At 64.6% G+C, this 23,898-nt stretch carries 28 protein-coding genes; 2 read left to right on the plus strand and 26 right to left on the minus strand.

Features of this window, described 5'->3' with window-relative positions:
* Positions 1 to 14 precede the first annotated feature (14 nt).
* Together ACSYAO_RS12705 and ACSYAO_RS12710 are read left to right on the plus strand one after the other, a co-directional pair.
* Complete coding sequence (locus ACSYAO_RS12705; RefSeq protein WP_440565615.1) at positions 15 to 791, plus strand: hypothetical protein; 777 nt, start codon at positions 15 to 17, stop codon at positions 789 to 791.
* Between the two features lie 72 nt (positions 792 to 863).
* The gene (locus ACSYAO_RS12710; protein ID WP_440566983.1) at positions 864 to 1,529 is read left to right on the plus strand and encodes an SOS response-associated peptidase; all 666 of its coding nucleotides are present in this window, start codon (positions 864 to 866) and stop codon (positions 1,527 to 1,529) included.
* A gap of 34 nt (positions 1,530 to 1,563) precedes the next feature.
* Here the strand turns inward: ACSYAO_RS12710 and ACSYAO_RS12715 are convergent, their stop codons facing one another.
* The 26 genes from ACSYAO_RS12715 to ACSYAO_RS12840 form a co-directional block, all read right to left on the minus strand.
* Positions 1,564 to 4,605, minus strand: a complete 3,042-nt coding sequence (locus ACSYAO_RS12715) for a hypothetical protein (protein ID WP_440565617.1) — start codon at positions 4,603 to 4,605, stop codon at positions 1,564 to 1,566.
* A gap of 21 nt (positions 4,606 to 4,626) precedes the next feature.
* Complete coding sequence (locus ACSYAO_RS12720) at positions 4,627 to 7,689, minus strand: host specificity factor TipJ family phage tail protein (RefSeq protein WP_440565619.1); 3,063 nt, start codon at positions 7,687 to 7,689, stop codon at positions 4,627 to 4,629.
* A complete protein-coding gene (locus tag ACSYAO_RS12725) occupies positions 7,686 to 8,063 on the minus strand; it encodes a nitrite transporter (protein ID WP_329810717.1) in 378 nt (125 codons plus the stop codon). Before ACSYAO_RS12725 ends, ACSYAO_RS12720 begins: the two co-directional genes overlap by 4 nt.
* The gene (locus ACSYAO_RS12730) at positions 8,060 to 8,542 is read right to left on the minus strand and encodes a DUF1833 family protein (RefSeq protein ID WP_329894409.1); all 483 of its coding nucleotides are present in this window, start codon (positions 8,540 to 8,542) and stop codon (positions 8,060 to 8,062) included. The genes ACSYAO_RS12725 and ACSYAO_RS12730 overlap by 4 nt, the downstream gene beginning before the upstream one ends.
* On the minus strand, positions 8,539 to 8,997 hold the full coding sequence (locus tag ACSYAO_RS12735) for a hypothetical protein (protein ID WP_440565622.1): 459 nt from the start codon (positions 8,995 to 8,997) through the stop codon (positions 8,539 to 8,541). The genes ACSYAO_RS12730 and ACSYAO_RS12735 overlap by 4 nt, the downstream gene beginning before the upstream one ends.
* Positions 8,997 to 11,522, minus strand: a complete 2,526-nt coding sequence (locus ACSYAO_RS12740) for a phage tail length tape measure family protein (RefSeq protein WP_440565624.1) — start codon at positions 11,520 to 11,522, stop codon at positions 8,997 to 8,999. The genes ACSYAO_RS12735 and ACSYAO_RS12740 overlap by 1 nt, the downstream gene beginning before the upstream one ends.
* Before the next feature lie 63 nt (positions 11,523 to 11,585).
* On the minus strand, positions 11,586 to 11,771 hold the full coding sequence (locus ACSYAO_RS12745) for a phage tail assembly protein T (protein ID WP_199155929.1): 186 nt from the start codon (positions 11,769 to 11,771) through the stop codon (positions 11,586 to 11,588).
* Positions 11,772 to 11,878: 107 nt separating this feature from the next.
* A complete protein-coding gene (locus tag ACSYAO_RS12750) occupies positions 11,879 to 12,268 on the minus strand; it encodes a phage tail assembly chaperone family protein, TAC (RefSeq protein WP_440565626.1) in 390 nt (129 codons plus the stop codon).
* Positions 12,265 to 12,984: a phage tail tube protein gene (locus ACSYAO_RS12755; RefSeq protein WP_440565628.1), complete on the minus strand. Its 720-nt coding sequence runs from the start codon at positions 12,982 to 12,984 to the stop codon at positions 12,265 to 12,267. Before ACSYAO_RS12755 ends, ACSYAO_RS12750 begins: the two co-directional genes overlap by 4 nt.
* Positions 12,985 to 13,048: 64 nt before the next feature.
* On the minus strand, positions 13,049 to 13,414 hold the full coding sequence (gene gp17 / locus ACSYAO_RS12760) for a tail completion protein gp17 (protein ID WP_440565630.1): 366 nt from the start codon (positions 13,412 to 13,414) through the stop codon (positions 13,049 to 13,051).
* Positions 13,411 to 13,893 (minus strand): HK97-gp10 family putative phage morphogenesis protein, encoded by a 483-nt coding sequence (locus ACSYAO_RS12765; RefSeq protein WP_164088775.1) that lies wholly within the window; start codon positions 13,891 to 13,893, stop codon positions 13,411 to 13,413. The genes gp17 and ACSYAO_RS12765 overlap by 4 nt, the downstream gene beginning before the upstream one ends.
* A complete protein-coding gene (locus ACSYAO_RS12770; RefSeq protein ID WP_440565633.1) occupies positions 13,886 to 14,221 on the minus strand; it encodes a phage head closure protein in 336 nt (111 codons plus the stop codon). The genes ACSYAO_RS12765 and ACSYAO_RS12770 overlap by 8 nt, the downstream gene beginning before the upstream one ends.
* Entirely contained in the window at positions 14,218 to 14,424 is a 207-nt protein-coding gene (locus ACSYAO_RS12775; RefSeq protein ID WP_329894348.1) for a hypothetical protein, read from the minus strand. The genes ACSYAO_RS12770 and ACSYAO_RS12775 overlap by 4 nt, the downstream gene beginning before the upstream one ends.
* A gap of 61 nt (positions 14,425 to 14,485) precedes the next feature.
* On the minus strand, positions 14,486 to 14,881 hold the full coding sequence (locus tag ACSYAO_RS12780) for a hypothetical protein (RefSeq protein ID WP_440565635.1): 396 nt from the start codon (positions 14,879 to 14,881) through the stop codon (positions 14,486 to 14,488).
* The gene (locus ACSYAO_RS12785) at positions 14,874 to 15,740 is read right to left on the minus strand and encodes a hypothetical protein (protein WP_440565637.1); all 867 of its coding nucleotides are present in this window, start codon (positions 15,738 to 15,740) and stop codon (positions 14,874 to 14,876) included. The genes ACSYAO_RS12780 and ACSYAO_RS12785 overlap by 8 nt, the downstream gene beginning before the upstream one ends.
* The gene (locus tag ACSYAO_RS12790; RefSeq protein WP_440565639.1) at positions 15,733 to 17,172 is read right to left on the minus strand and encodes a phage portal protein; all 1,440 of its coding nucleotides are present in this window, start codon (positions 17,170 to 17,172) and stop codon (positions 15,733 to 15,735) included. The genes ACSYAO_RS12785 and ACSYAO_RS12790 overlap by 8 nt, the downstream gene beginning before the upstream one ends.
* Entirely contained in the window at positions 17,169 to 17,396 is a 228-nt protein-coding gene (locus ACSYAO_RS12795; RefSeq protein WP_440565641.1) for a hypothetical protein, read from the minus strand. Before ACSYAO_RS12795 ends, ACSYAO_RS12790 begins: the two co-directional genes overlap by 4 nt.
* Positions 17,397 to 17,453: 57 nt before the next feature.
* Positions 17,454 to 18,869 carry a phage major capsid protein gene (locus ACSYAO_RS12800; RefSeq protein ID WP_440565643.1) on the minus strand — a complete coding sequence of 472 codons (1,416 nt, stop codon included), beginning with the start codon at positions 18,867 to 18,869 and terminating at the stop codon, positions 17,454 to 17,456.
* A 111-nt stretch (positions 18,870 to 18,980) separates the two neighbouring features.
* The gene (locus ACSYAO_RS12805) at positions 18,981 to 19,550 is read right to left on the minus strand and encodes an HK97 family phage prohead protease (RefSeq protein ID WP_440565645.1); all 570 of its coding nucleotides are present in this window, start codon (positions 19,548 to 19,550) and stop codon (positions 18,981 to 18,983) included.
* 3 nt (positions 19,551 to 19,553) lie between these two features.
* Positions 19,554 to 21,230 carry a terminase large subunit gene (locus tag ACSYAO_RS12810; RefSeq protein ID WP_440565647.1) on the minus strand — a complete coding sequence of 559 codons (1,677 nt, stop codon included), beginning with the start codon at positions 21,228 to 21,230 and terminating at the stop codon, positions 19,554 to 19,556.
* 70 nt (positions 21,231 to 21,300) lie between these two features.
* Positions 21,301 to 21,717, minus strand: coding sequence for a terminase (locus ACSYAO_RS12815; RefSeq protein ID WP_099559413.1), 417 nt, complete (start codon positions 21,715 to 21,717; stop codon positions 21,301 to 21,303).
* 110 nt (positions 21,718 to 21,827) lie between these two features.
* The gene (locus ACSYAO_RS12820; protein WP_440565650.1) at positions 21,828 to 22,127 is read right to left on the minus strand and encodes an HNH endonuclease; all 300 of its coding nucleotides are present in this window, start codon (positions 22,125 to 22,127) and stop codon (positions 21,828 to 21,830) included.
* A 68-nt stretch (positions 22,128 to 22,195) separates the two neighbouring features.
* Complete coding sequence (locus ACSYAO_RS12825; protein WP_279914477.1) at positions 22,196 to 22,477, minus strand: hypothetical protein; 282 nt, start codon at positions 22,475 to 22,477, stop codon at positions 22,196 to 22,198.
* Position 22,478: 1 nt separating this feature from the next.
* Positions 22,479 to 22,961 carry a hypothetical protein gene (locus tag ACSYAO_RS12830; RefSeq protein WP_440565652.1) on the minus strand — a complete coding sequence of 161 codons (483 nt, stop codon included), beginning with the start codon at positions 22,959 to 22,961 and terminating at the stop codon, positions 22,479 to 22,481.
* A complete protein-coding gene (locus ACSYAO_RS12835; RefSeq protein WP_440565654.1) occupies positions 22,958 to 23,413 on the minus strand; it encodes a hypothetical protein in 456 nt (151 codons plus the stop codon). The genes ACSYAO_RS12830 and ACSYAO_RS12835 overlap by 4 nt, the downstream gene beginning before the upstream one ends.
* Positions 23,410 to 23,898, minus strand: coding sequence for a glycoside hydrolase family 24 protein (locus tag ACSYAO_RS12840; protein WP_440565656.1), 489 nt, complete (start codon positions 23,896 to 23,898; stop codon positions 23,410 to 23,412). Before ACSYAO_RS12840 ends, ACSYAO_RS12835 begins: the two co-directional genes overlap by 4 nt.

A 23,898-nucleotide genomic window follows, 5' to 3' on the forward strand; every position in this document is an offset into this window, starting at 1 on the left:
CGAATCCCTGACCAATGAAAAATGGAATTTACAATGTGCATCCAATGGAGAGCCCGCGGTATCACCTTGCGCGCGCAAATGTCCGATTTCGTGATATCCGAGTCCAGGTTGAGCAACACGCCAACTCCGGCGCCTTCTCATTAATTACCGAAACTGATCCGGGAAACGGAAAACGCACAACTGTACTAAGAAGGACAAAGAGAACGCCACTCGTGGTCGGCGCGACGGTAAACGACGCGTTCGAGGAGCTGCGAAAGGCTCTTGACCAAGCGTGCTATGCCGTTGCCAAGGCAGCTGGTAAAAGTGGCAAGAAGTGCGCATTCCCCTTCGGTGAAACAGAGCAAGAACTTGCTGGGAGGCTGACTGGAATAAGCCGGGAGATCCCAAAGGAGATCTTTGCTGCGATTCTCGGATTCCAGCCCCGGCTCGACGGCGACAAACTCTTGTGGGCGGTCAATGCCGTGGCCAACCACAGCAAGCACCGTGTGACCATCGCGTTTCCAACGCCTATTTCCAGCGCAACCATTAGCCAGATTGTGCTCAACGGCTCGGGCAGCATCTTGGGGCCGTGGAACGAAGACCGAGGTGAGTTGATGATTGCAGAGGTCGATGCAGACTCCGAAGTTTCCATCGGAGAGATGCAGTTTGGTGTGAGCCTAAGGTTCGGCGACATTGAGGGCCTGGAAGGGCTAGAGGTCGAACCCGTTTTCCTTCACGCAGAGGCGAAAGTTGCACAGATTCTGGATGCAATCGAGGAAAAGGCAGAGGAACTAGCCTTGTTTCCCAGCTAGGTGAGCGCGACTGGATTCAGAGTCAGGACATCCCAATACATCGAACTAACATGGGAGGTCTACCCTACTAGTATGTGCGGCCGCTTCGTCCAGCTCCCCGTGATCGACTTCGGCCAGCCGGGGCTGGCTGACCTTGCCCTCGGCCTGGCCGAGATCCAGCCCAGCTACAACCTGGCGCCGACACAGCGCGCATCGGTGATCCTGGACCGTGGCGAAGGCCGGCAGGTAACCCGGATGGCCTGGGGCCTGCTGCCGTTCTGGGCCAAGGCAAAGGGGCTGCAGGGCTCGACCATCAACGCCCGCATCGAGACGGTGGCCACCAAGCCCGCCTTCCGGTCAGCGTTCAAGAAGCGCCGGTGCGTGATCCCCATGGCCGGCTACTTCGAATGGTCGGTGAGCCCGATCGACGAGAAGAAAGACCCATGGTTCATCCACGCCACCGGGCCGCTGCTGGCCGCCGGCCTGTGGGAGGACACCAGTCCCCTGCTGCCCAACGGCAACCTGGGCACCTTCACCATCATCACCGGCGACAGCAGCGGCGTCTCGGCCGATATCCACGACCGCATGCCGGTCTGGCTGCAGGCCGGCCAGCTCGATGAGTGGATGGCGGCCAGCCCCGACGATGCCATGGCCATGCTGCTGGCAAGCGAGGCGCCCGCGATGGAGGCCTACCGCGTCAGCCGCGCGGTGAACACCCCACGTAACAACCGCTCGGATCTTTTGCTCCAGGTGGAATGAAGCAGGGCCGAGTCTGACTCGGCCCACTGCCTTTTCAGTCCAGCCAAGACGCAAGGCGCACGCCCAGCAGACGGTGCTCCCGGGGACCTGGATGTACATCGAAGGTCGCTGCGCTGAAGTCGTTGGCCGACAGCCCCATGGCGCCCTGCACCGCATCGTCATAGAGCATTTCGGTCGAGACATACGCTACCCCACATGCAAATGCCGCCTCACGGAGTGCACGCTGGGTGTAGCGCCAGTTTCCATAGGTGTGAACAGTGTTCAGATCGTTGGCGTTCGGCCGGAAGCAACCAACCACCACCACCGCGGCACCGACTTCTTGGAATGCCTGACAAATCGCGATGATGTTTGCTCGGGTCGATGCCTGGCCCAGCTCGTTTTGACCAAACCCCACAAGCACCAGATCGCCGGCGCCCACGTCGGCCACTGCCGCAGCCAGCCTGACGCTGTCCTGCCCTTGGTAGGTCCCATTTGCGGAGGTGGTGCCGGGGATGCTCCGATTGCTCAGCGTCACGGCGCTGCCGTATCCCGCTTGGATGGAACGAACCAGCTCCCAGACCATGCCGAACCGGGTGTGCACTGCCCCAGCCCCGTCGCCCGTGTCGTACACCGGAACCGTGGCCAGCACATCCGCGCCATACGGCGGGTTTGCCAGCAACCCGCCCACATCCTTGGTGCGGTCATGGAACACGGTATTGGCTGACGAACGCACAGCAGCGAGGCTGTAGGGGCCACCCATCTGCGCGAAGTTGCTATCGCCGTAGGCCAACACCTTGATCGGCAGGCCCTGCCGCAACTTGCGCAGTGCCGACTTGAGCAGCTTCCGGTTACGTGCAAGCTCAGCGCGGAACTCCGCAAGCGACTGCCGCTTCACGCCTTCCGGGGCATTGTCCCAAAGCGGCAGGATCACCCTGGCCTCGGCGTCGATCGCGAAGAGCGGCAGCTGACCGACACCGGCCGCTGGTACAAACTCGCTGGCGTCTCGCACCCGCTCCGTGCCCGTGATCACTGAAACGGCACCGGTAAGCGGGGTGTAGACAACCAAGTCGTAACGCCGCGCCTTCCAGCTGTAGCTGACCAGTACCGCCCTTTCCGCACCACTGGTGCCAGGAAGGGAGAACGCGCCCAGCGCCGGGATCACCCAGTAGTCGGTGTCCACGCCCAAGGTGCCACCGGTGGCGGCATCCTTCACGGTAACCCCGGTCAGGGCGGCATGTGCTACACGATCCCGCATGTAGCTCCAGGTTTTGGCAGTTCCGGCCGCCGGCCGTAGCGTGAGCGGCTCATCGGTGACACTGCCGCCGGTCAGCGCAGCCAGGGTCACAGTGGCGTCCAAGGTGCGCTTGCCACCGCTGCGCACTGCAATGCCCTTTACTCGAAGCTCGGTGCCGTGCCAGCGCGCTGTCGCCTCAAGAATCTGGTCACCCAGCCAAACGTCGGCACCGACTTCATCTTGATCTAGCTGGTAGCCAGTGAGGGTCAGATCGTAGGCAAACCGGTAGGTGGTCGACGATGCACCGTTCGACCACGACGACACCGGGCCGCTCCGCCAGAACTTGCGGTACTGATCGGTAACCAAGCCCACCACGCTGTGATAGGTGATCGCCGAGAGGAGCCGTGCACCGCTCGCGTCCTGCGCCTCAACAACGAGGTAGTACATGGTTCCGGATTCCACAGTGAAGCGAGACAGCGGAAAATTCACCGTCGCCATCGAGGGCGCCCCGGGTACGATGCCCAGGTCATCTACCGTCCCCTGCGCGCTCGCCACGAGAACGTCACCGGTGAACCCCGGCGGTTGCACTTCCCAAGCCGCGCCGCGCGGGCGCGAGTACAGCCATACTGCAACCTTCGCTGTGCCGGCCTCAACGATCAGCGGGACGTTCACTCCATCTGCCACAACGCCGACGGGAACATCCAGTCCACCGACGATCCCGATGGCCCAGGTGTAACGCCCGGTGGGGAGCGTGAAAGCACTCTCGCCCGCCAAGGCGGCCACTGTCTGTGGCGCGCTGGGAATCACCTGATCGATAGCAGCCTGGAACGTTTCCAGTGAGGTCGCCCGAGCATCCAGGTCGGCAGACTTCACCAGCTGCGCTGCGCCCAGGCTCCACGCAATCGCCGAGCCCGCGCCCATGTTGCTCCAGAAGCCGGCCGAAGGGGTGGAAAGGTAGTAGCCCATGCGCCGCTGGGAAAGACCGGTGGTGCTCAGGTAGCCCATACCCATACCCAGCGCCGCATCGGACGCATCTCGCGCATCAAGCGTGATCAGGTAGGTGTAGCCAGCCTCGGCGATCACCACCGGAATCGGAACCCACACCCGCGCCGCAAAGCCGATGGTCAGGCCCAGATCAGAAACAGGCACGGATTTGCGGGACAGCAGCACGTCACCAGCCAAGCCTGGCCCCGCGCGGTCCTGAGTAGTCACCGCGAGCGACCGGCGCCACACTGAGATGCGCAGTTGAGTTGTCCCCGCCCCGAGCTGCAGCTGGGCACGCACCCCGTCGAAACTGGCACCGGCCGCGATGTCGGTGCCAACATCGAATGCCTGCGTCCAGGACGAATACCCCAAGCTGGACGCGACAATGGCGGTCGGCGCGCGCGAGATCAGTTCGTCGTACATGCCGGAGCGCACCGCATCAGTGAGAGGGTCGACTTGGCTGATCGCTGGGCGAACCTCATAGCGGTCAGCCTTCTGCGACATCACATCCGCATCCCGCCACTGCAACCCGGCAGCAACCATCACGTAGCGACCGCTGTTGCTCACGGTCAGCCCGGAAACCGGGTCAGTGTGGGTCCCACCATCACCGATCACCGCCACCTGGCGGTTCAGGGGGATCTGCCCTGCCCCGGCTGCTGCGCTGGCCGCCGCCCAGGTGGGGAACTCGATGGTGCTCCCGTCAGCGAGGAACTGCTGAAAATCCGTCTCGATGCCATTCCAGCTCTTCCGAGTAACCCCGCGGCGATCCTGCCAGGTCAGCGCGGTTCCGTTGATGCCATTGTCCAGGTTCTCGGCATTGTCGTAGAGATCCTTGGGCGAGTTCGAACCCAGCGGATTGCCGGTGTTGAAGGTCGTCATGTTGCTGCGTCTCCAGTGGCGCTACGGCGCGGTGGCGTCGTCGTATTGGTAGAAGGCGGGGTCGTACTGCAGGGCGGTCAGCTCAACCGAGCCGTCTTCGCCGGGCGTGAGTTCGGCCAGCACGGCGTCATACCCAGCGCGCGTGCTGTCGCAGAAAATCAGCTCCGGCGGGTCAATCGTCGGGTCGTCCATGATCCAGGTGTTGAAGGCGTGCTCTCCCGGCAGCGCCGAGGCGGCGATGGTCAGCCGGTGGTCGTCCACTCGCGTGGGCACGATGACGTTCGACAGCGTGCCGTCCTGGAACCGCACCAGGCAACGCGGTGCCGGCAAGCTCCAGTCCAGGTACTCGCCCACCTCGATCAGCAGCCGAGTACCGTCCAGCCTGGCCGACTCGATCATCGTGCTGGTTGTGCTCGACCCGGGTATGTCATCGAACAGCTTCACCCGGTCCCCGTACTGGTAGACCAGGCCCATCATCTCGGTCTTCGTCTTGTAGGTCAGGCGCTGGCCCTGGTGCTTCATCAGGCGCCGCATGCCGATCCGGTACGCGCGATCGCGAGTCCCTACACCCTGAAGTTCGTAGGACTCGACCTTCCAAGGCTCGGTCACACCAGGCAGCCGGCATTCCACCGTCTCTGCCGCCCAGGTCACCTCGTCGATGTAGGTCACGTCCACGCCGTCATAGTCGTCCGGCCCCGGCGAAATGAACGACGTGCTGAGCGGCTCAAGCTGACGCTGCGGCGAGATCCCGCCTCGCCACCCCTTCACTCCTTCGCGGCCCGCCGAACACATCGAATCGATCAGTAGGAAGTAGCCCATGCCCGCCTGCGCCGCCATCTGCAACATGTCCAACGCGCTCGTGCCGGTCTTCTCCGCGCTGAAGTCGAAGAACTCCCCTCGCGGCGTCCAGTAGGTGTCTTCCAGATGCTGCAGTGTGTCCGTATCGATCTGGTCCGCTGGCAGGCCAAGGGAGCGCATGACGTGGATCATGGCGCCGCTGATGCTGCGTGCAGTGCCCTGGTCGTACAGCCGTGTAGCCTCCACATTGAACCGGCGGTCGGTCTGCGCTGCCAGCTTCGTCCCGGTGGTAACCGTCAGGCCGATGGTCGTCAGGTCGTCGTAGCGCGTCGGCCGCTGCGACAGCCGCGCTCGCAGGCCCTGCCAGTAGCAGGCATCCCGTGCCGAATTGCCCCCGCGCTCGGTCACCCGCCTGACCCGCACCTCGACCTGCCCAGGGGCGCCGAGGGTGATGCGCTCGGTGAAGCCCACGGCATCTTCGGAGTATCCGGTGTACGTGTGAGTCCGAACCGTCCAGGGCGCGCCCGAGCCATACACCCGATACCCAACGCGGATGCTGACCGTGAACGTGCGTTTGTTGCCCTTGCTTGTGTACCAGATGAGGCCGCCGGGGAAGTTGAAGTCGTACTCGAACGCATCCGTGGTTTCGCCGTTCGGGCACACCAGGAAGGGTCCCAGCCACTCCTCGCCCTCCTGGAAGCCAGTGGCGCTGTAGTCGGTGGCCGTCCGGTTGGTCCAGCCTGGCCAGCTCGTGTCGACCACGCCAGCCTCTGTCAGTCGCTCTACGGCCAAGGTGAGCCCGGCCACAGCCGCAATTCGATAGTCGCTTTGGCCGCGAGACATTGCCAGCGACACCACGCCAGGCGGCAGACCACCGAAAGCAGTTCCAGTAGGGCCGTCATAGGCCAACGTCACCCGGGGCTGTGTCGCAGGTGTTCCACCGCTCGTGGCCACACCCGCCGTGGACGTTGGGCTGCTGCCGAAGACCGAGGCCGGCAAGCCGCTGTAAGTGATGCTCCCACCAGCAAACGGGCTGGCCGCCTCCGCAACCGTGACCACACCGCCGGACTGAGTGGCCACCAAGCCGCTGTCCACCAACTGGTCGTTGATGGCGGTCAGCAGCACGCCGAGGGTGATGTAGTTTGCGACCAGCGCAACGCTGTAGGTGGTTCCCCGCCAGCTGATTCCGAAGGTGACCGGAGAGCCGCTGAAATCGAAGTTGCTCGCCGCGGCCGATCCCGTCACGCGGGCAGCACTTCCACCTACGCCGGGCACCGCGGGCGAGCCTGCGGCGTAGCTGGCCACGAACAGTGCGTAGTCAGCGCCGTTGTAGGTCAGTAGCACCGGCATGCCCACATAGGGCGCCAGCTCCGCCACAGCGCTGCCGGCGATGATCGAGTAAAGGCCGCTGGTGGTGGCGGTGAATGAGGCCGCCACTTTGAGCGTAAGCACAGCGCCAACAACCCAACTGCTGGGCACGGAGCTGGTCGGGCGCTCGTTACCGTTCGCGTCGGTGACAGTCGCATTGTTCAGGGTGATCACGTTCCCCGACACCGTCACCGAGTCAGCGTTGATGCCCGTGGACACGTCCGCTGTATCGCTCAGATCCAGGCCGGCTGTGCCGGAGGCCGTTGCGCCCACCTCCGTGGAGTTCACCCAGTTCTCGGAGCGCACGTCGCCGCTCACATCCGCACCCGGTGGGTAGATGGTCATCTGCACGTCGCTGCCGAACGAGCTGATAGGCGTATTCCCCAGCCGCGCCGAGCCCACGGGGATGATGTGCCGACCTTTCCCCACGCACACGAACATGTGGGTTCGATAGGACTTCTCGCCTACGAAGCGGGAAACCGGCTGGACCAGGTAGTCGGCCCAAACGCGGCATCGCCCCAGAACCTCCCGGACCGGGCTCCCGAGCCGCGCGGTGTTCGCCCGAGCCGTGTCGAGGCTGAGACTGTCGCCCTGCCCGTTTCGACTACCAGGCAGATTGTTGGCCATGTAGATGGCATACGCAGCCACCACCGCAACCACAACCCAGTAGATCACCGCGGCAATGCCCTCGTAATGAGGGACCGGATAGATGCGCACGTCGCTGCCGTCGTCGATCCAGGTGGCTGCCCAAGCCTCTGGCGCAACCGGTGCGCCGTCCACCTCCAGCTCGATCGGCTGCTCACCCTCTCCGGTGTACCCGCGTACGTTCGCCCGCAGCCAGCCATCCACCGTCATCCGGCCATGCTGGTGGGTTTCCAGCGCTTCACTGGGCATACGGGAAGGAAACACCCGGATCACGCGTAGTACTCCACACGGTTGAAGCGGCGCTCGAAGCGCGCCACAGGCAGGACCGTCACGTTGCGGCCGTCGTTGCATTCCAACGTGCACATGCGGCCGTCTACCTCCACCAGCACTGCGACGTGGGTCACCATGCTGCCCTCGTAGCAGAACGCCACGGCGCCCTCTACCAGGTCGCTACCGGCGTGCTGCAGAACCGCCTGCTGAGCCAGCTCGGGCAGATCGTCTCGGGTGGCGCCCAGGTGTTCATCCCACGCCGGCAACCCAAGATCCCGCCGCACCTCATTGACCACGCCATAGCAGTCAAGCTCGGGAAACACGCGGCCGCCGCTGACCCAGACCACGTCCAGGTACTTTTCAAGGTCGATCGTCATGAGATGTAGCGCAGCCCTGGGTGCTTGGAGAGGTTGAAGCGGTCGCGCGGCCAGGCCGTGTCGAGGATATTCATGAATCCGGCTGTGATCTGGACCTCGGTGGCCGACCACTGGCCACCCTTGATGACCATCGAGAGCGGGCGCTTGATTGGTGCAAGCAGATCGCTGCTCAGGTAGACCCGCAGGGTTACGGTCATCTCCTGCCGCGCGGCCAGCGCGGCGCGGATCTTGGTGCTCACCACGCCATCGATGTTGGTCAGGGCGAACCGGAGATCCTGCACGCCGTCGGCGTTGCGCGCCGGCTTGGCCACGTCCATACCGCAGGCCTTGAAGGTCACCGTCTGGCCAGTTTCCAGCGCTGCAGTCAGGTCCTCCCACCCCTTGGTCAGGTAGTGGGTCTCGCCACCGACGGTGATGGCCAGAGTTTCGTGTTCGATCTCGCTGCCCCCGGACGCGTACAGCCGTTCAAGAATGCTCATGGCTGGGGCCACTCCCTGTTTGCGGCCAGGTCGATCACATTGGCCTGCAGGAAGCCTTCCGGGTACTCAGACCAACCATCAGCCAGCAGAGGCCGGAGGTACAGTTCCAGCTGTGCCGTGAACATCCACAGGTTGCTGTTGGTCAACGTCGGACCGTCGTAAATTTCGGTGAAACGCGCCTTGTAGTAGTCCATGCCCAACGGGCTGCGAAGGCGACAGGCAAACCAGGACACACCATCGAACAGCTGCTCCTGGAACCACTTCTCAAACAGAGCAGCCTGCTGGTCGTTCAACAGCCATCGCACCTCGGTCTGGCTCGGGGTCGCGGTGTAGGCCCGCCGTGGCAGCGATCGCCCACTTACGAAGGTGGACCGCGTCTGCGGGGATACGTGGCGAAGTCCATAGCCCTCGCGCAGCGGTTCGGGCAACCACTTCGGCTGCATGATCAGCGCCATTACCCGACCTTCCTTCTGACATTCCAGTTCGATCGCATCGCGCGTGATTGGGGACCTGTGCCGGATGTGGTGTCCGCTACACGGTCCTGCCGCGCCAAGGCCACTGCGCGCCTTACTGTCTGCTCTTGCATCAGCCGTTCCCGCTCGCTGATGGAGCCATTCACGTTGAAATTCATCTCAAAGGTGTCGCCCCGACCTCCGCCGGCAGAATCGCGGGACACGCGGTCGAGGGTTGCGTCCAGCTTGGCGCTGGTGGCCGCGGTGGTGACCCGCTCGCCCTTCTGCAGCAGCCAAGTTCCCGTCTCGGGAACGCTGTCGATGCCGTCGTGGGCCATGCCTACTGCTGAAACCTCGCCTACTAGGTTGGCAACTGCTGCAGCCGCGGCGGCCATCGCCGCCAGGTTGGCGGGAAACGGCAAGCCGCTCGAAAGCGCCGAGCTGACCGCGTCCTTGGCTGCAAGTGCGGCCCTTGCGACCGAAAATGCCTTGCTGATTGCGAATGCGGCCCGGTAGATGCCGGATTGCTCGCCGAAACCGGCACGCATTACCCCTGCAACGCCGGCCAGTCCCTGCTCTGCGGCAGTCAAGCCAACCTGCCATCTGGCCTTGTCCAGCTCGTCAAGCCGTGACTGATGGGTAGCCGCCAGCACCGCCTCCTGAGCATCCCAATCCTCATTCAGGTCGGCGCGGGCTTTTCTGTACTCTTCCAACGCTTGAAGCTGCGTCGCGTACTTCTTGTTCTCTTCCTCGACCGCCTTGTTGATCTTGGAGAACTCGCCGCTGGCCCCGCCGTAGAGCGCGTCCGGGCCGCGATACTCGCTGCTGCCCGACCCGCCGACCTGCTCGATGACCTTTCCAGCGACCTTGGCAAACTCAGGGTCGTTCGCGGCGCCTGCCGCTGCCGCCGCCTGCAACGTTTTCAACCGCTCTCGGGCCAGGTCCAAGCCGAGCGAGTCCTTCTTGTTTAGCTCGTCCTTCAGCTTGACGAACGCCTCAGTGGCCTTCGCCGCCGCTTCGTTGGCTCTCTTCTGCTCCTGCAGAATGTCCAGATTTCGAGCGTCCGCGCGAAGAGACTCCTGCTTGCTGGTATTGAGGCCTTTCAGAGCGCCATGCGCAAGATCAAAGTTAAGCCGCTGCAGCTCTGTAGCACGTCCCGAACGATCCGCGCTCGTGTCGAACAGCTCGATCTGCCGTTTCAGCTGCAGCGAGGCGGACTCATAGGCATGCTCCAGCTGCTGCTGACCAGCCAGACGCTTCTTGGCATTCTCGGCATCTGCAGCTGCCGCGGCAGCAGAAGCTGCGGCTGCACGGGCGGCAGGATCGCCCGTAACGCCGGACGGCGGCAGGCTGGCCTCGATGAGCCTGACGGTAGGCGCCGGCTTCGGTTGCATAGCGGCCCAGCCGCGGTCGGCGTACTGGGTCCCCGTCTGGTAGTCCTTGAGGAACTGGCTCCAGCCACCACCTTGGGAGCCGAACAACCCGCTGTACTGGCCTGTCGCCAGCTTCATTACCGCGTTGCCCTGCTTCTCGATTGCGACCAGACCGCCACGAACACGGTCCAAGCCCTCAATCGTCCCACTGAAGATGCCTCCGAGGTCACTGATCTGCCGGAAGCTGTCCGCGATCGACGCCGTGAGGTTTCGGACCTCAGTGCCGTCCTTCAGATAGGTGGCGAAGTCCGTCAGGATCGATCCGAGACCTGCAATCATCGCGTCGAACCCCTCCCTGACCAAAGGGTCGTTGAGGGTGTCGATGAAGGAATTGATTGCAGCGGTGGCGCCGGCGAGGCTTCCGTCACGACCAGTGGTGAGATCGTCAATGGTGTGGCGGAGTGCAGTCAGCGAACCACCGAAGGTGTCCCGTGCTGCCAGTGCGGCACCAGCGTAGGATTCCTCAAGGATCTCCAGGATCATCACCTGGGCCTCGCCTTCCTTGCCGGCTTTGACGAGCTCGTCGATTGTGCCGCGCACCTCCTTGGTGAAGGCCGCGCCGAAACCCTGCTGGGCGAGCGCGGCGGCAGCCTTGCTGGGCGATTCCAGCGCGCGCCCGATGGTCTCCGCCGACTGGCTGACGCTGATGCCGAGGCGCGCCGACTGGTCGATGACCGCCTGCATGGCGCGGGGGATGTTGGAAGCCAGGATGCCCGAGTAGGACAGCAGTCGTGTCTGTGCCTCGACGATCTCACCGCCACTGAATGTGGACTTGCTGGCAAGCGTATCGGCCATGTCCAGAAGCTGCTGCCGGGTATACCCGGCGGCCCCGCCCGTTGACCGGATGATTGCATCGAGCTGGGCAACCTCTCGCTCGGCACTCATGGTATTGCGAGCGATCAACAGGCCTACCGTCGAAAGCCCGGCAAGAGCGGCGGTCATGCCAGCGGCGAGCGCCAGACCAGCCAGCTTCGCCTCGGCCTCGACCTTCTTGCGCCACTTCTCCGCCCGGCGCTCGGACTTGTCCAGGCCGGACGCGAAGCCGCCGACCTCGGCGATTACGTCGATGGTCAGCGTACCAAGGGACCGGGACATAGCTCTCTCTGCTGCAGGGGCCGGCCGATGGCCGGCGAGATTGATGCGCGCCCTACGCGCCGACTACCACTGCTTCATCGCCTCCTCGAGGCTGATGGGCTCGGCGTCCGCATAGGGAATGAAGTCGGCAGGCTTAAACGGGGTCGAGCCAGGCTTCTTGTTGGCGTTGACGAACAACGCGGCCAGCATCCCTGCAGCTGCATCCATCCGCCCGCCCAAGTTCAGGCTGCCGCGCTTGGCTCGGTACACGCTCCAGAGCTGGAACTCCCGGATGGAGAGGCGCTCCTTCGCCTCACCGATGCTGCGGCCGCCGATCCCGTTGAGGACCAGCTCGCACCACAGCTCATCCTCCGGGGTCAGCTCGTAGCTTTTCCCAGGTTGTTCACCTCGCCGATGGCCATCAACAGCGCCACCGACAGGTTGCCGTCCAAGGCACCGCGCTCCGGATCGGCCTCGCCGGTGATATCAGCGACGGTGAACACTGCCTTGCCGTCCTGGTCGCAGATGCTGGCCGCGATGCGGCCGGCCACACCATCGTGCTTGTTCGTGGCCGACAGCACGTCGGACACCGCCGCCTGGAAGCCCAACGGCCGCACATAGACGGTGGCGGTCAGCTCTTCGTCGCCCTGCTTCCAGCGGATCTCCTTCTCCACTGGCCGGCCAGTGAACGCTCCGGCCTGCAGCAGGCCGTCGACGCTCAGGCTCACCGCACGCGCGGTGGCGGACTTCTTCGGGGCCCGGCTCACGGCGTCTCAGCCTTGCGCAGCCAGACGCCCGACCCGCTGCGCTGCATGGTCGCGGCAGTGGTCACCACCGCATTGCCCTGGAAGTCGAACGGGAAGTCGCTCACGTAGGCCTGGAAGGTGTACCAGGTGCGGGTATTCGGCAGGACCAGCTCGTCTACCGTGGAGCGCTCGGCCGTAGCCGCGGCGCCGGTGCCAGCGCCGCCGGTGAAAGCGACAGTCGGTGTGCCGGTGTAGCCGGTGCCAGGATTGGTGATATTGACGCCGATCACCGAGCCAGAATCGACGATGGCAGTGGCCGTTGCACCGCTGCCACCGCCGCCAGTGATGGCCACGGTCGGCGCACTGGTGTAGCCGGTGCCGCCGTTGGTCACTTCGATGTTCGAGATGCTGCCGACCTGCTGCACAGTGGGTTCGATGTCCACGCCGTCGGACCAGCCGATGGCCCACTGGATCGGGTCGCCGCCGTCCACCTGCTCGGCCAGCTGCCAGAACAGGTAGTGGCTCTCGTTCTTCGGGTCGGCGTTGATGGTCACCGACGCCTGGCCGGGCGTGCGCAGGCCCTTCTTATAGGTGCGCGTGTTGGTCTCGGACAGGCAAGTGTCGTCGATCTGGTCCGCCGGCGCGGTGCCGGGGTTGAAGGCCGTGATGCACTCGATCTCGCGGACAACGCCGTTGATCAGGCCATACAGCTGGGTTCCTTGGGTCAGGATGCTCATCGTTTCTCCTGCGGGCAATAAAAAGCCCCGCAGTGCGGGGCGTGGGTGGGGATGTAGTGAGGCGTTACCGAGGGACCAGCCAATCCACATCGAATGACAGGCGCAACAACTTCGTTTCGGGATCAAGCATCTGGCCGCCCCAGCGGGTTATGTACCCGCGAGGTTCGAAGGCATCACGCAGTGCGGTGGCACCCTCAATCAGGGATGCTTCGTTCTTTGCATAAACGTCCACCTGCGTGGTCAGCGCGTCTACGTCAGGGCGCTGGGCCAAATAGTTCTCGGGGCTACCACCGACCGTCTGCCAGACCGCATAGGGAAGTGCAGGCGGCTTCTCGATCAGTCCGAACGGATAGACACGGATCGGAGCGTCGCCAAAGGCCAGCAGCACCGCTGGTGATGCGATGCAAAGCGGGAAGATGGGCGGGATCATGCCGCCCCCTGCTTGGCCAGCACGCGGTCGAGCGCCTGGTTGAAGCTTCGCGCGAACACGTCGACGGCCTTCTGGCCGGCTTGGTCCGGCACCGGCCGGAAGATCGGTTGCGCAGCCATCTTCGAGGTGCCGAACTCCAGCAAGCGCCAGTACCAGGTGATGCCACCGGGGTTGCTCGTCCCCTGCTGAGCGGCGCGGCCGGCCTGGGCACCGCCCAGAACGCCAACACGGAACGCCAGCACGCCATCCTGCTTGAACGCGCGGCCATTCCAGCGCACCGCGACGTTCTTCCAGATGGCGGTCTCGGTTTCGTGGTCGTCCACCCGGCGGGCGTTGCTCTGCGCCTGGTCGCGCAGCACGTTGGCTGCCCTGCGCAGGGCGGCCCGGCCGCCCTTGTAGTTCACCTCGCGCTTCACCTGCGCCATCTTGTTGCGGATGCCGTCCAGGCCGCTCACGTCGAATCGGATGCCATCAGCCATCGTTGACACCCTCGCTGCACGGAAGCGTCAGGTACTCCAGACCGCTTACCGGGTCGGGCAGCACGCCATGGATGTTCAGGATTTTGCCGCGGAACAGCACCCGGCACTTGTCGGTCACGTCTTCGCGGTGACGGATGGTCACCCGCAACGTGACCTCACTGTCCACCGCGTTGGCTGCCACGAACTCGCGGGCCGACAGCGGCACCACTTCGGCCCACACATCGGCAAGCGGCTCCCAGCTGACGGTCTGCGCGCCGGTCGCAGGCGACTGCCCGTAGACCTGACGCTGCAGCTGCACCCGATGGCGCAGGCGGCCGGCAGCGATCATCGCGGCTTCCCGCTCAGGTAGTTGCCCGGGCTGGCCGGCTCCACGTCGCCCCCCTCACTGTCACAGAGGTAGTCCACCAGCCGGTTAACCGCCTTGGCGTTCTCCTGGTCGGCCGTGGTCTTTTCCCGCAGCGCCGCCACCAGCTGGTGCGTCGCCTCGGTCTGGGCTCGCAGGGCGGCCAGCAATTCGCTTTGCTCGTTCATTCGCTTCTCGCATCCATTTCATGAGCCAGGCGCGCCGGCGCGCGCAGCCGGAGCAGGCCACTTACGCCACCGTGGAGCGCCGTAGCGGCGCCAGCAGGGCCGTCGCAGCGCGAGAAAGGACGTACCCATGTCCGGCATCGGCGGGCACCGTGTTGTCGCCCTCACCCTCCCGGAACCGGTAGTGGCTTGCCAGTTCCACCAGCGTGGCCAGCACTACCTGTGAAGCGAGCACCGGTTCTCCTTCATCGTCCACCACCGGCACGGGGATCCCGTCAGCACCGATGATCGGCGCGCCGGTGCCATCCCGCTGAAGCTCATAGCGGCGCCACGGTGACTTCAGCCAGCTATCCACCGCCGCACTCACGGCCGGTATGGCAAATGCCAGCCACAGGTCGTCGGCGCCAGGATCAAGCCGGAGCTGCTCCTGGGCCTGCGCCTTGGTTACGAACTCAATCATCGCCGTCTCCCAGGCTCACAGGCCCCGCCGGAACCCGCACGCTCCGTCCGTCCTTGCCGTCGCGACCCTTGCGTGCGCCCAGCGCCCAGTCCTGGTCGTTCTCCAGGCAGGGCTTCGACGCATTGCTCCGCTTGGCGATCCACAGGGCACCGTCGTGGGTGATGGACTCGCCTGCCTTCACGCCCATCCCTTCGCGCCAGAAGCCGCGATGCACCATGTAGGGCAGCACGAACTCCTTTCGGCGGTCGCCGGCGTCCAGCGTAATGACGAAGCCACGCTCGGCGTCGTAGTCACCGGCGGCTGTCTCGAAGCTGAGCCCGTCCCGGCCGTCCTCACCGACGACCTTGCCCAGCCTGATCGCCTCACCCTTCGTGGTGGTGATCACCAGCTCGCCGGCGCGATCGATCATGGCGCCGGCCACGCCGACACCGTCAGCGCCGGCCTGCGGCGGGTTCTCGGTCAGGTGCTTGGCCACCGCCGCAGCCAGCTGCTGCTCGGTAACTGGATCCGCGTCCAGGCCATCCTTCGGCACCGGCAGCGCATCGACAGCGGCCTTCACCGTTGCCTCAATCACGGCAGGATCTGCGTCCCGGCCGTGCTGCACCGGGTTGGCTTCGAAGTGCTTGGAGACGGCATCGGCCGTGGCCACGTCGACCAGCGTCAGCAGGCGAGGCGACTCGAGCAGCTTGGCCACGACCAGGTCGGCCAGCGCATCCACGTCCACCGGCTCGGCGTCCTGCCCCGGGGCGCCCTTCTCCGGAGCCCGATCGCGCAGCTCTTCCAGCTCACGCTTCACCGGCGCGACCGCCTCCCGGATAAGGCCGCCGATCTCCTTGCCGAAGTCGATGGGGTCAGTCATTGCGGAACACCTCGGCTCTCGCGGCGTGAAGGGCCTTCATCATGAAATTCTCCTGCTGCAGCGCGCGTAGCTCGTCGCTGTCCTCAGGCGGTGTGTCGGCGGCTTCGGCGGACGGTGCCACCGGTGCGGCCTCGGGTTCGGCCGTGATCTTGTTCTGCCGGACCTGGTCGAGCGGAAAGTCCTGTTGCTGCATGTAGACGGTGTCGCCACCCTCCAGCGGTGGAAGGTTGAACGCGAGTCGGGCTTCATTCGGAGTCTCGATGCCGCCACCGGTCAGCTTGGTGTGCACGTCCGCCTGCTTGCCCGCGTCCATTCGCAGCAGCGGCTCCAGATCCAGTTCCACGCCCATCGGGCGGGAGATGCCAAGGCCCTCGTCCAGAAGCTCTTCGATGCCCTCAATGTGCGCCTGCAGCGCGTCCGAGTGGTACAGCTGGTTGATGTCGTCGACCTTCATACCCGCAGGGATCGACCCGATGCCGATCTTGAACGGCGGGATGCCGAACGGCTGACAGATCTGCTCGTCCGAGTAGCGCATCTGTTCGACAAGCTGCGAGTCAGCTGCCTTGAAGGCGAACGGAGTGAATTTCATATCCGCGCCCACCACGGCCACCTTGCCGGCGTTGGATCCTTGGAAACTGCTGTTCCAGTAGTCCTTAACTGCCTGCGCGTCCTCTTCGGACATCCCGGCCGGTGCGGTCAGGATGCCGCCAGGGTTGGCGCCGTTGGAGAAGAAGGTGGTCGAGTCCTTCAGGATTTTCAGGTTCTTCACCGCAGGCCAGTGCGCCGCGCACAGCGGCGGCACCCCGATCAGCTGGTGATGGAAGCAGTTCATCCGGTCGTGAATGATCTCGCTGGCCGGCACGATGAGTTGGGAGCCTGGGTAGTTCTCCGGCAGTAGGTTCGTACCGGTGCTGTAGTTGAGCTGGTAGAAGACCTCACCGCTGTCGGACACCATCGGCTGCACGCTGCACGGATCGAGCACCCAGAGCCGGTTGACGACCTGACGATTGTCGCGGCCCTTCAGGACGTAGGTGTTGCCCTGGATCAACTTGGACAGCATCCAGGCTGCGCGGAACTGCTGCGCGATCTGGTAGCCGTTCGGCTTGCGCAAGACGGGGGCGTAAGCGGTGTTGTTCTTCTCGACGCGCCAAACGCCGTTCGCGTCCTCCGTCTTCAGCACGAAAGGAAGCTTGCCGATGTCGGAGGCGATGCGGTTGAGACAGGCATACAACGTCGGATAGGTCAGGATCGTGGTCGCGCGCTCTTCCATGTTGCGCTGCCACGCACCCGTGAATGGCTCCTGCACGGTCAGGGTATGCCAGCTGTCCCGCCCCGGCGCGGCAACTACCGGCGAGAGCGATTTGAGGTAGTCGACGCCATGCCGCCGCACGCCAGCGGCGATGGCCAGCTCCCGGGGCGAGAAACCGGTCATACGGATGTGTCCTTGTTCGGCTGGCCGGCCCTGGCCACCGCCTTCTTGACCTTCTTCTTCGCCCTTCCAGGCGCAGGCGCCTTGGCGCCCGGATTCGGCGCCATGGGCGATTGCGCCACCATGTCACGCCTCAAGTAGCCGCCGCGCTGCTCCAGCGCCGCAGCGACACGATGATGCACGCTGATCACGCGGCCACCGCGTCCGACGATATCAACCTTGCTCATGGGAACCTCGCAGTTCGGGGGGAGGTGACGGGGCCCGAAGGCCCCGCCACGCGTCGGTTACGAGCCAGACGGAACCGAACCGCTGCCCCAGTTCACGCGGGCCCAGGCGACGGCCTGCGTGCGGCGACGCTGCCAGTTGATGAAGCGCTCGACCAGGAAGGCCACGCTGTTCGTCTGCCACAGCGAGACAACCTGCTGCGCGGTCGGCGTGGTGCTGCTCATGGTCGGGGCGTCATCCATCACCAGCGATGCCTGATCCGACATCGAAACCTGCAGACCACCTTCGTCGCCCAGGAAGATCTCGTCGCCCTTGATCAGCGCGATCACGGCACCGTCTTCATCGTCCGGCACATACGCCGACACGAACGCAGGCAGGCCCAAGAAGGTGCCACCGGTGAAGTTGATGCCCGGGAACTCGGAAGCGCCCAGCGGGTTGACCATCAGCGACAGCGCGATCGCGGTACGCTCCGACATCGCCCAGAACGAGCCCGCCAGCGACAGGTTCGAACCTGCGATGGCATTCATGAGCGCCGCAGCGCCAGCGCGGATCGAGTCCGGATCACTGCCAGCCGGAACCGTGGTCGCCGTTACGCCATTCAGGATCGAGGCGGGTGCCTCGTCGGCGACGGCCGCTGCATCCGGATCGATGAACTGCGTGTCGATGGTCTGATTGACCGCCCGGCCCAGCTCGTCGCGCAGAAGCGCATCGGCCGCCGGCGTGGCGCGCATCATGGTTTCCTTGGTCGCGGCAGCAATCGCGGCCACCTTCAGCGGGGTCAGCTTCGCACGGGTGTACGACCACTTGGTCAGCGGCTTTGCAGCACCTTCCTTGACCCACTTGGCCGTGCCAGCCGAACCCTGAACCAGCACCGGGGTATCGAACGGCAGGTTGCGCAGGCGTTCCGAGACTTGGCCAAGAAGCGAGCGCGGGCGCAGCCACTCGACGAAGTCGGCGAAGGCCACTCCGCCATCGGTGATCAGGTTTCCGGCCCAGGTCGCGTTGCCGGTGCTGGCAGCTTGAACCGCGGCCTTCTCCTGGATGATGCCGTGCAGGCGCTCATCGTTCGGGTAGATGGCGCGGGCCACGTCCAGCGGATTCTGGTGGTGGACATGCGATACGGCCAGGCAGCGGGCCATACGGGCGAAGCCGATGCCTGCGTCGGTCTTGTCGACCGTCTTCAGCTGCGCCGGTTCCAGCGTGCGGCCTTCGGCGCCGACGGTAGCCGAGCCCTGCGCCTTGACGATGGTTGCAACGGTGGTGGCCGACTTGGCCTGGATCGCCTGCAGGTGCTCGTAGCGCTCGATGTCGCCATCCAGCGAGGTGATCTGACTCTTCAGCGAGTCGAACTCCTCCTGCTCGCCGGTGTTCAGGGAGCGCTGCTCGTCGGCCGGCTTCTTCATTACGGCGGAGAGCTGCTTTTCCAGCTCAGCACGGGTGGCGCGGAGCTTCTCCAGCTGTTCTGCGATGTTCATTGTTCGGTTCTCTCTCGTAGGCGCAGCCGTTCGGCCCGGGTTCCACGCCGGGCGGTGCCTGCAAATGATGGGAAGCGGGTTCCACCCCGCAAGGCCACGCGGCCCGGCACTTCAATGCAACAACTTCACCGCGCCGCCGGCCGGTCGCTCGACCTTGGCCAACTGGCGCTGGATAAGGGGGACACCATAGTTCACCGGGCGCCGGGCGCCGGAATCCATGGCCTTGATGGTCTGGATGGTCGCCGCGGCGTTGGCCGGGATGGTGACCAGGGAAAGCTCGTAGATCTCGGTCTCGGTGAAGCGGATGCCGCCGCCTTCCATGTAGCTGTACTCCAGCGCGCGGAAGCCGATCGACACGCCGCGCACCAGCTGTTCCTTCACCGACTGCCATGCCAGGTCACAGAGATCCTTCAACGCGCCCGGCGTTTCGATCTTCACCACGCTCGCGGTGAACGGGATGCCCTTCGCCGTCGGCTTGCCGAACTTCACGATGCCCACCGGGCTGTCGTGGCGGTGCTGCCAGAGCAGCGGAAGCTCGGCAGCGAATTTCGCGCCCAGCGGCTCGACGATATCGCCATAGCGATCCGGCTCCGGCGTTGTGGCCAGGCCGGTGATCACCTGCAGGTCGTCGTCGTAGTTCTTCACCTCCAGCAAGCTGTAGGCGCGGTTCTCGTTCTTCATGGGCTATCCCAAGGTCATGAGGACAAGCTTCTTGTCACTCTTTTCTTCAGCAACGGGGATGCTGATACCAACAGCCATCAGCAGCGCGGTCATGTCATCGATCTTTTCGCTCGATCGCTTCTTGTCTGGCGCCATGTTCAGGTTCTGATCTCGCCGCGCCACCAGGTTGGAAGCGCACCAGGTCAGCACCGGATCACCGTCATGGACGAAGCGCTTGCCCACGTAGGCGCGCTCCAGGTCCTGCATAGCCGGGTGATACGACTTCGGCCCCTGGATGAATTGCACCATCGGGACGCCGGCGGCCAGAAGCCGGCCCACAACCTCGGTTGCGTTCCAGCTATCGAATGCGATTGACTGAACGTTGAATCGCGAGACGACGTCCAGGATCGACATCTCGATATGGGCGTAGTCGGTGACCTCGCCCTCGGTAGTTTCGAGGTGACCAGACGCGACCCAGCCCGCATAAGGGACCGTACCGCGCTCAGTTCGCTGCTTTACTGCCTCCTCTGGAACCCAGCGGCGACCCCAGGTAATGATCTTTCCGTCCACCCGCCACACAAGCCGGAACGACGTCAGGTCGCTGGTGCTGGCCAGATCCAGCCCACCCCAGCATGGAACATCCTTCAGCGCCTCAAGGTCGACCTCACCAGAGCAGGCTGCCCACTTGCGTAGTGCAACCCAGCCGTTTGCCGCCGAGGCCGGCCGGTTCAGCCGCTTGATCTGGAACTCAGCCAGCTTGGACGGCATGGCCTTGGCCTCGACCGCCTCCTTTCGGATAGCTCCCAAGAGGTGCGGGTTTACCTCCATCAGAGGGTTGGCTTTTCGCCAACTCGCCTCGTCGAAATCTTCGTCGTCTTCGTCGACAGCGTAGAACACTGCCAGGTAATGGTCGGCTGTGTGCTTGAACACGCCGGCCAGCAGCTGCTTCACGAACTGCCGGATCTCGGCCCAGGGGCCGGGGTTGGTGTATCCCTCGGTCGTGGTGAACAGCCAGAGAGGGTTGCGGCGGGCGCCCGCAGCGGACTGCAGGACGTTCAGCAGATCAGGCGTCTTGTGCGCGTGGATCTCATCAAGGCCAACGTGGGACGGGTTCAAACCGTCCTGAGTGCTTGCCTTCGCGTGAATTGGCTTGAAGCTGGCGCCGATCTCCATGCGACTGATCGACTTGGCCCAGGTCTCAAGCCCATACGCCTCCCGAAGGTCCGGCGTCTTCTCCACCATCCGTTTGGCGACGTTGAAGATGATCGAAGCCTGCGGGAAGGTGGTCGCCGCCGAAATCACCTGGGCGCCTTCCTCGTTCTCGCAGCATTGGCAGTACAACAGGATCGCAGAGGCCAAGGTCGACTTGGCGTTCTTGCGTGCCACCGCAAACAGCGCCGATGTGAAACGCCGAGTGCCATCGAGCTTCCGGAATCCAAACAGCTGGACCACGAAGAATACGTGGGACCGGTGCAGGCGGATCTCGGGAGTCTCCCAAGAGCCTTCAACGTGCGGCAGCAGCTCAATGAAGCCGCAGGCGTGCACTGCATGCGCGGGTGAAAACGTGAACGCTGACCCTCTCTTCTTCGCGCGGGCCAGGTCGTCCAGGAAGCGTTTGGCCGCCTGGCGAATCAGCAACCCGAATGCCTTGCCCTTCCGATCCTCCACCGCTTCCTGCGCGTAGTCGATGGCCACCGCCACGTAGTCGGCGGGATCCGGGCTCGGGCGCCGCCGGTGGCGCGCCGCAGTCGTCGGCTTCGCTGGCTTCTTTTTACTTGGCGAGCGCCGGGAGGGCGCCGAACTTGTTGCCGGGCTTTTTCTCGGCGCCACCAGAACTCACCTTGCGTCTGCTCGCCGGCGTCATACCGAACTCGGACATCAGCGCCTTCAGCGCGGTCTGTTCAGCGGCTGTGATATCCACCCCTGCCATCTGCTTGGCGACCTGGACCTGCCAGGCGTAGCAGAGCTGCTGCAGTGCATACAGGTCCACCGTCTGGAGAACCTTGGCTGCCACCAGCTGGGGGCCAAGGTCATTCCACATTGCAGCCCCGTTGACGTTCAGGTGCTGCGGCGGGTCGGGGAACACGTCGATCAGGTCGAACTCGGGAGCGTCAGGCGCCTCACGGTCCGGCCGGGCGGTTCCGGCAATCACCTTGAGGGCCGGAGCGGTCGGCTTCCGTCCTCTCATTTTTCAAATCTCAATTTTGACGGTGCGAAAAAAAGGCTGGGCGCACGGTCAGGGAGGCGAACCGCCCCAACTTTTGACCCTCCCCCCGCCCTGTCATTCGTTGTTGCGATTCATTCGCATCCACGCGCGCGTTTCGGGGTCGCCTTGGCACCTCGGTGCCAGTTGCCGAACCCGCCGTCCTCGGTCGCAGTCTTGCGGTCGTGGCAGGGCTTGCAGAGGGGCTGCCAGTTGTCGGTGTCCCAGAACAACGCCTGGCTGCCCTTGTGCGGAGTGATGTGGTCGACCACCGTCGCGACCGTGACGTGCGCCGACCGCTGGCACTCCGCGCACAACGGGTGCCTCAGCAGGTAGGTCGCGCGCGCTCGCTGCCATCGGCTGCCGTAGCCGCGCTCGGCTGTGGTCTTCCTCACCACTGCAGCTGGCACGTGCACGACCGCCGGCCTCGGCATGGCGTTGTGCTTCGGTGCCCGGCGCGGCATCAGCCGCCGTCCGAAGGAATAGGTTTCCCCTGCACCTGATCAATGGCATCGAACTGTGCCTCGTACAGATCGAGGCACCGCTTGCGGCCGTGGCTCACTTCGAACACGGCAGACGGCGCCGCCTCTTTCACCCACTTGCAGCGCAAGCGCAGCTTGGCGTCGATGGGCACATAGGTGGCCACCGGAACCTTGATGACTGCTGTTGGCGGCGGGTTCTGCTTGGTCGGTGCGGCCTGGCACGCTGCCAGTAGCGCAGCGGTTGTAACCACGATGACGCGCATGTCAGTACCCCTTCAGTGCCGGACAGGCGGAATCGAGCAGCTCCAGTGCTGCCTTGCAGGTGTCGGGTCGTTGCTCGTAGCGGCCGCGCCAGGTGGACGCCTCCTTCTCGGATGCCTCAATCTTGCTGGCCAGCTCCTGAAGTGCTGCCGCGCTCTCTGCCTTGAGCGCTTCCAGATTCTCGGCTTCGACCCTCAGTGCGGCGGCGACCTCAGCCAGTCGCTGATCGCGGCTATCCACGTCGGCCTGCAATCGGGCGGCATCGGCCTGCCAGTCGGCCTGGACCTGGATGACCTGGGCGCTCAGGTCGCGGATCTTCTGCTCCTTCTCCCAGGCAGTCAGCCCGGACACCATGCAGCCAAAGGCCAGCACGGCGCACACCAGCTTGACCCTGCTGCCGGGCTTGCTCAGCCACTGCAGCACGTCGGCAATGGCGCCTACGATCAGCGTCCACAGCGCGCTAAAGAAACGAATCAGTACCCTCATGGCTTCTCGCCTCCGATGGCACCAGTGGCCCGCTCCACCATGCGCACGTAGCCGGGCAGCAGCCGGCGGATCAGGACGCCGGACAGGCCGGCCAGAGGCAGCTGCGGGGCGCCCGCCAGCGCCGGCCAGATGGACGCGGCAACCGCGATGACCCATGCGGCCACGATGGCGTAGGCCACGACCGCCACAGCCAGGGCAGCCCAGCGCGCGGCGGTCTGCAGGAGGCGGTGGCCGCGACGGCGGCTGGCGTCAGCGGCTACCCGCTCCGCGTCCTTCTCCGGCAGCAGCAAAACGCCGATCAGCGCTCCCGCCATGGCAACCAGCAACACGGACTGCGGCACGCCGAGGATCACCCGTTCGGCCTGCCTCAGCGCATCAGCCGTCGCCGGTGCCACAACCGCCGCGGTGAACGTCCCGACAATGGTTTTTAGAGTGCTCACGGGCTCAGTCACGGCGCCACCGTTCCGCCGGCCTTGCGGTACACGGCCAACAGGTCGGAAAGCTGCTGTTCGTGCTGGCCGTAGCCAGCGCCAGGCAGGCTCGCCCAGATGTTGCTGACCGCCTTGATGGCCTGCGGGATCTTGCCCGCCTGGATCAGCGGCAGCGCGCGACGCTCCCGGATCTGCTGCAGCGCGATCAGGTCCTGGCTCAGCGGCGAGAAATCCTTCAGGCCGAGCGTCTTCTTGTACGCATCGTAATAGCGGCGCAGCAGCTGGTAGCGGCCTGCCGCAGTGGACTGGATCTTGAGCTTCGGAAGGTCCACCAGCACGCGCGGATGGTCGGCGTAGCTCTTGAACAACTGCCCGCCAACGATCACGTCATAGCCGCGGTCCTTGGTGGCCTGCTTGCCGTTGTCCGTGCCTTCGGACCACGCCAGCATGTCGAGGAAGGCCACGACGTTCACGCCGCCAGCTTGTTGGGGGGTGATCTGTGCCAT

Source organism: Stenotrophomonas sp. STK16_22, assembly GCF_051984505.1.
GTDB lineage: Bacteria > Pseudomonadota > Gammaproteobacteria > Xanthomonadales > Xanthomonadaceae > Stenotrophomonas > Stenotrophomonas maltophilia_A.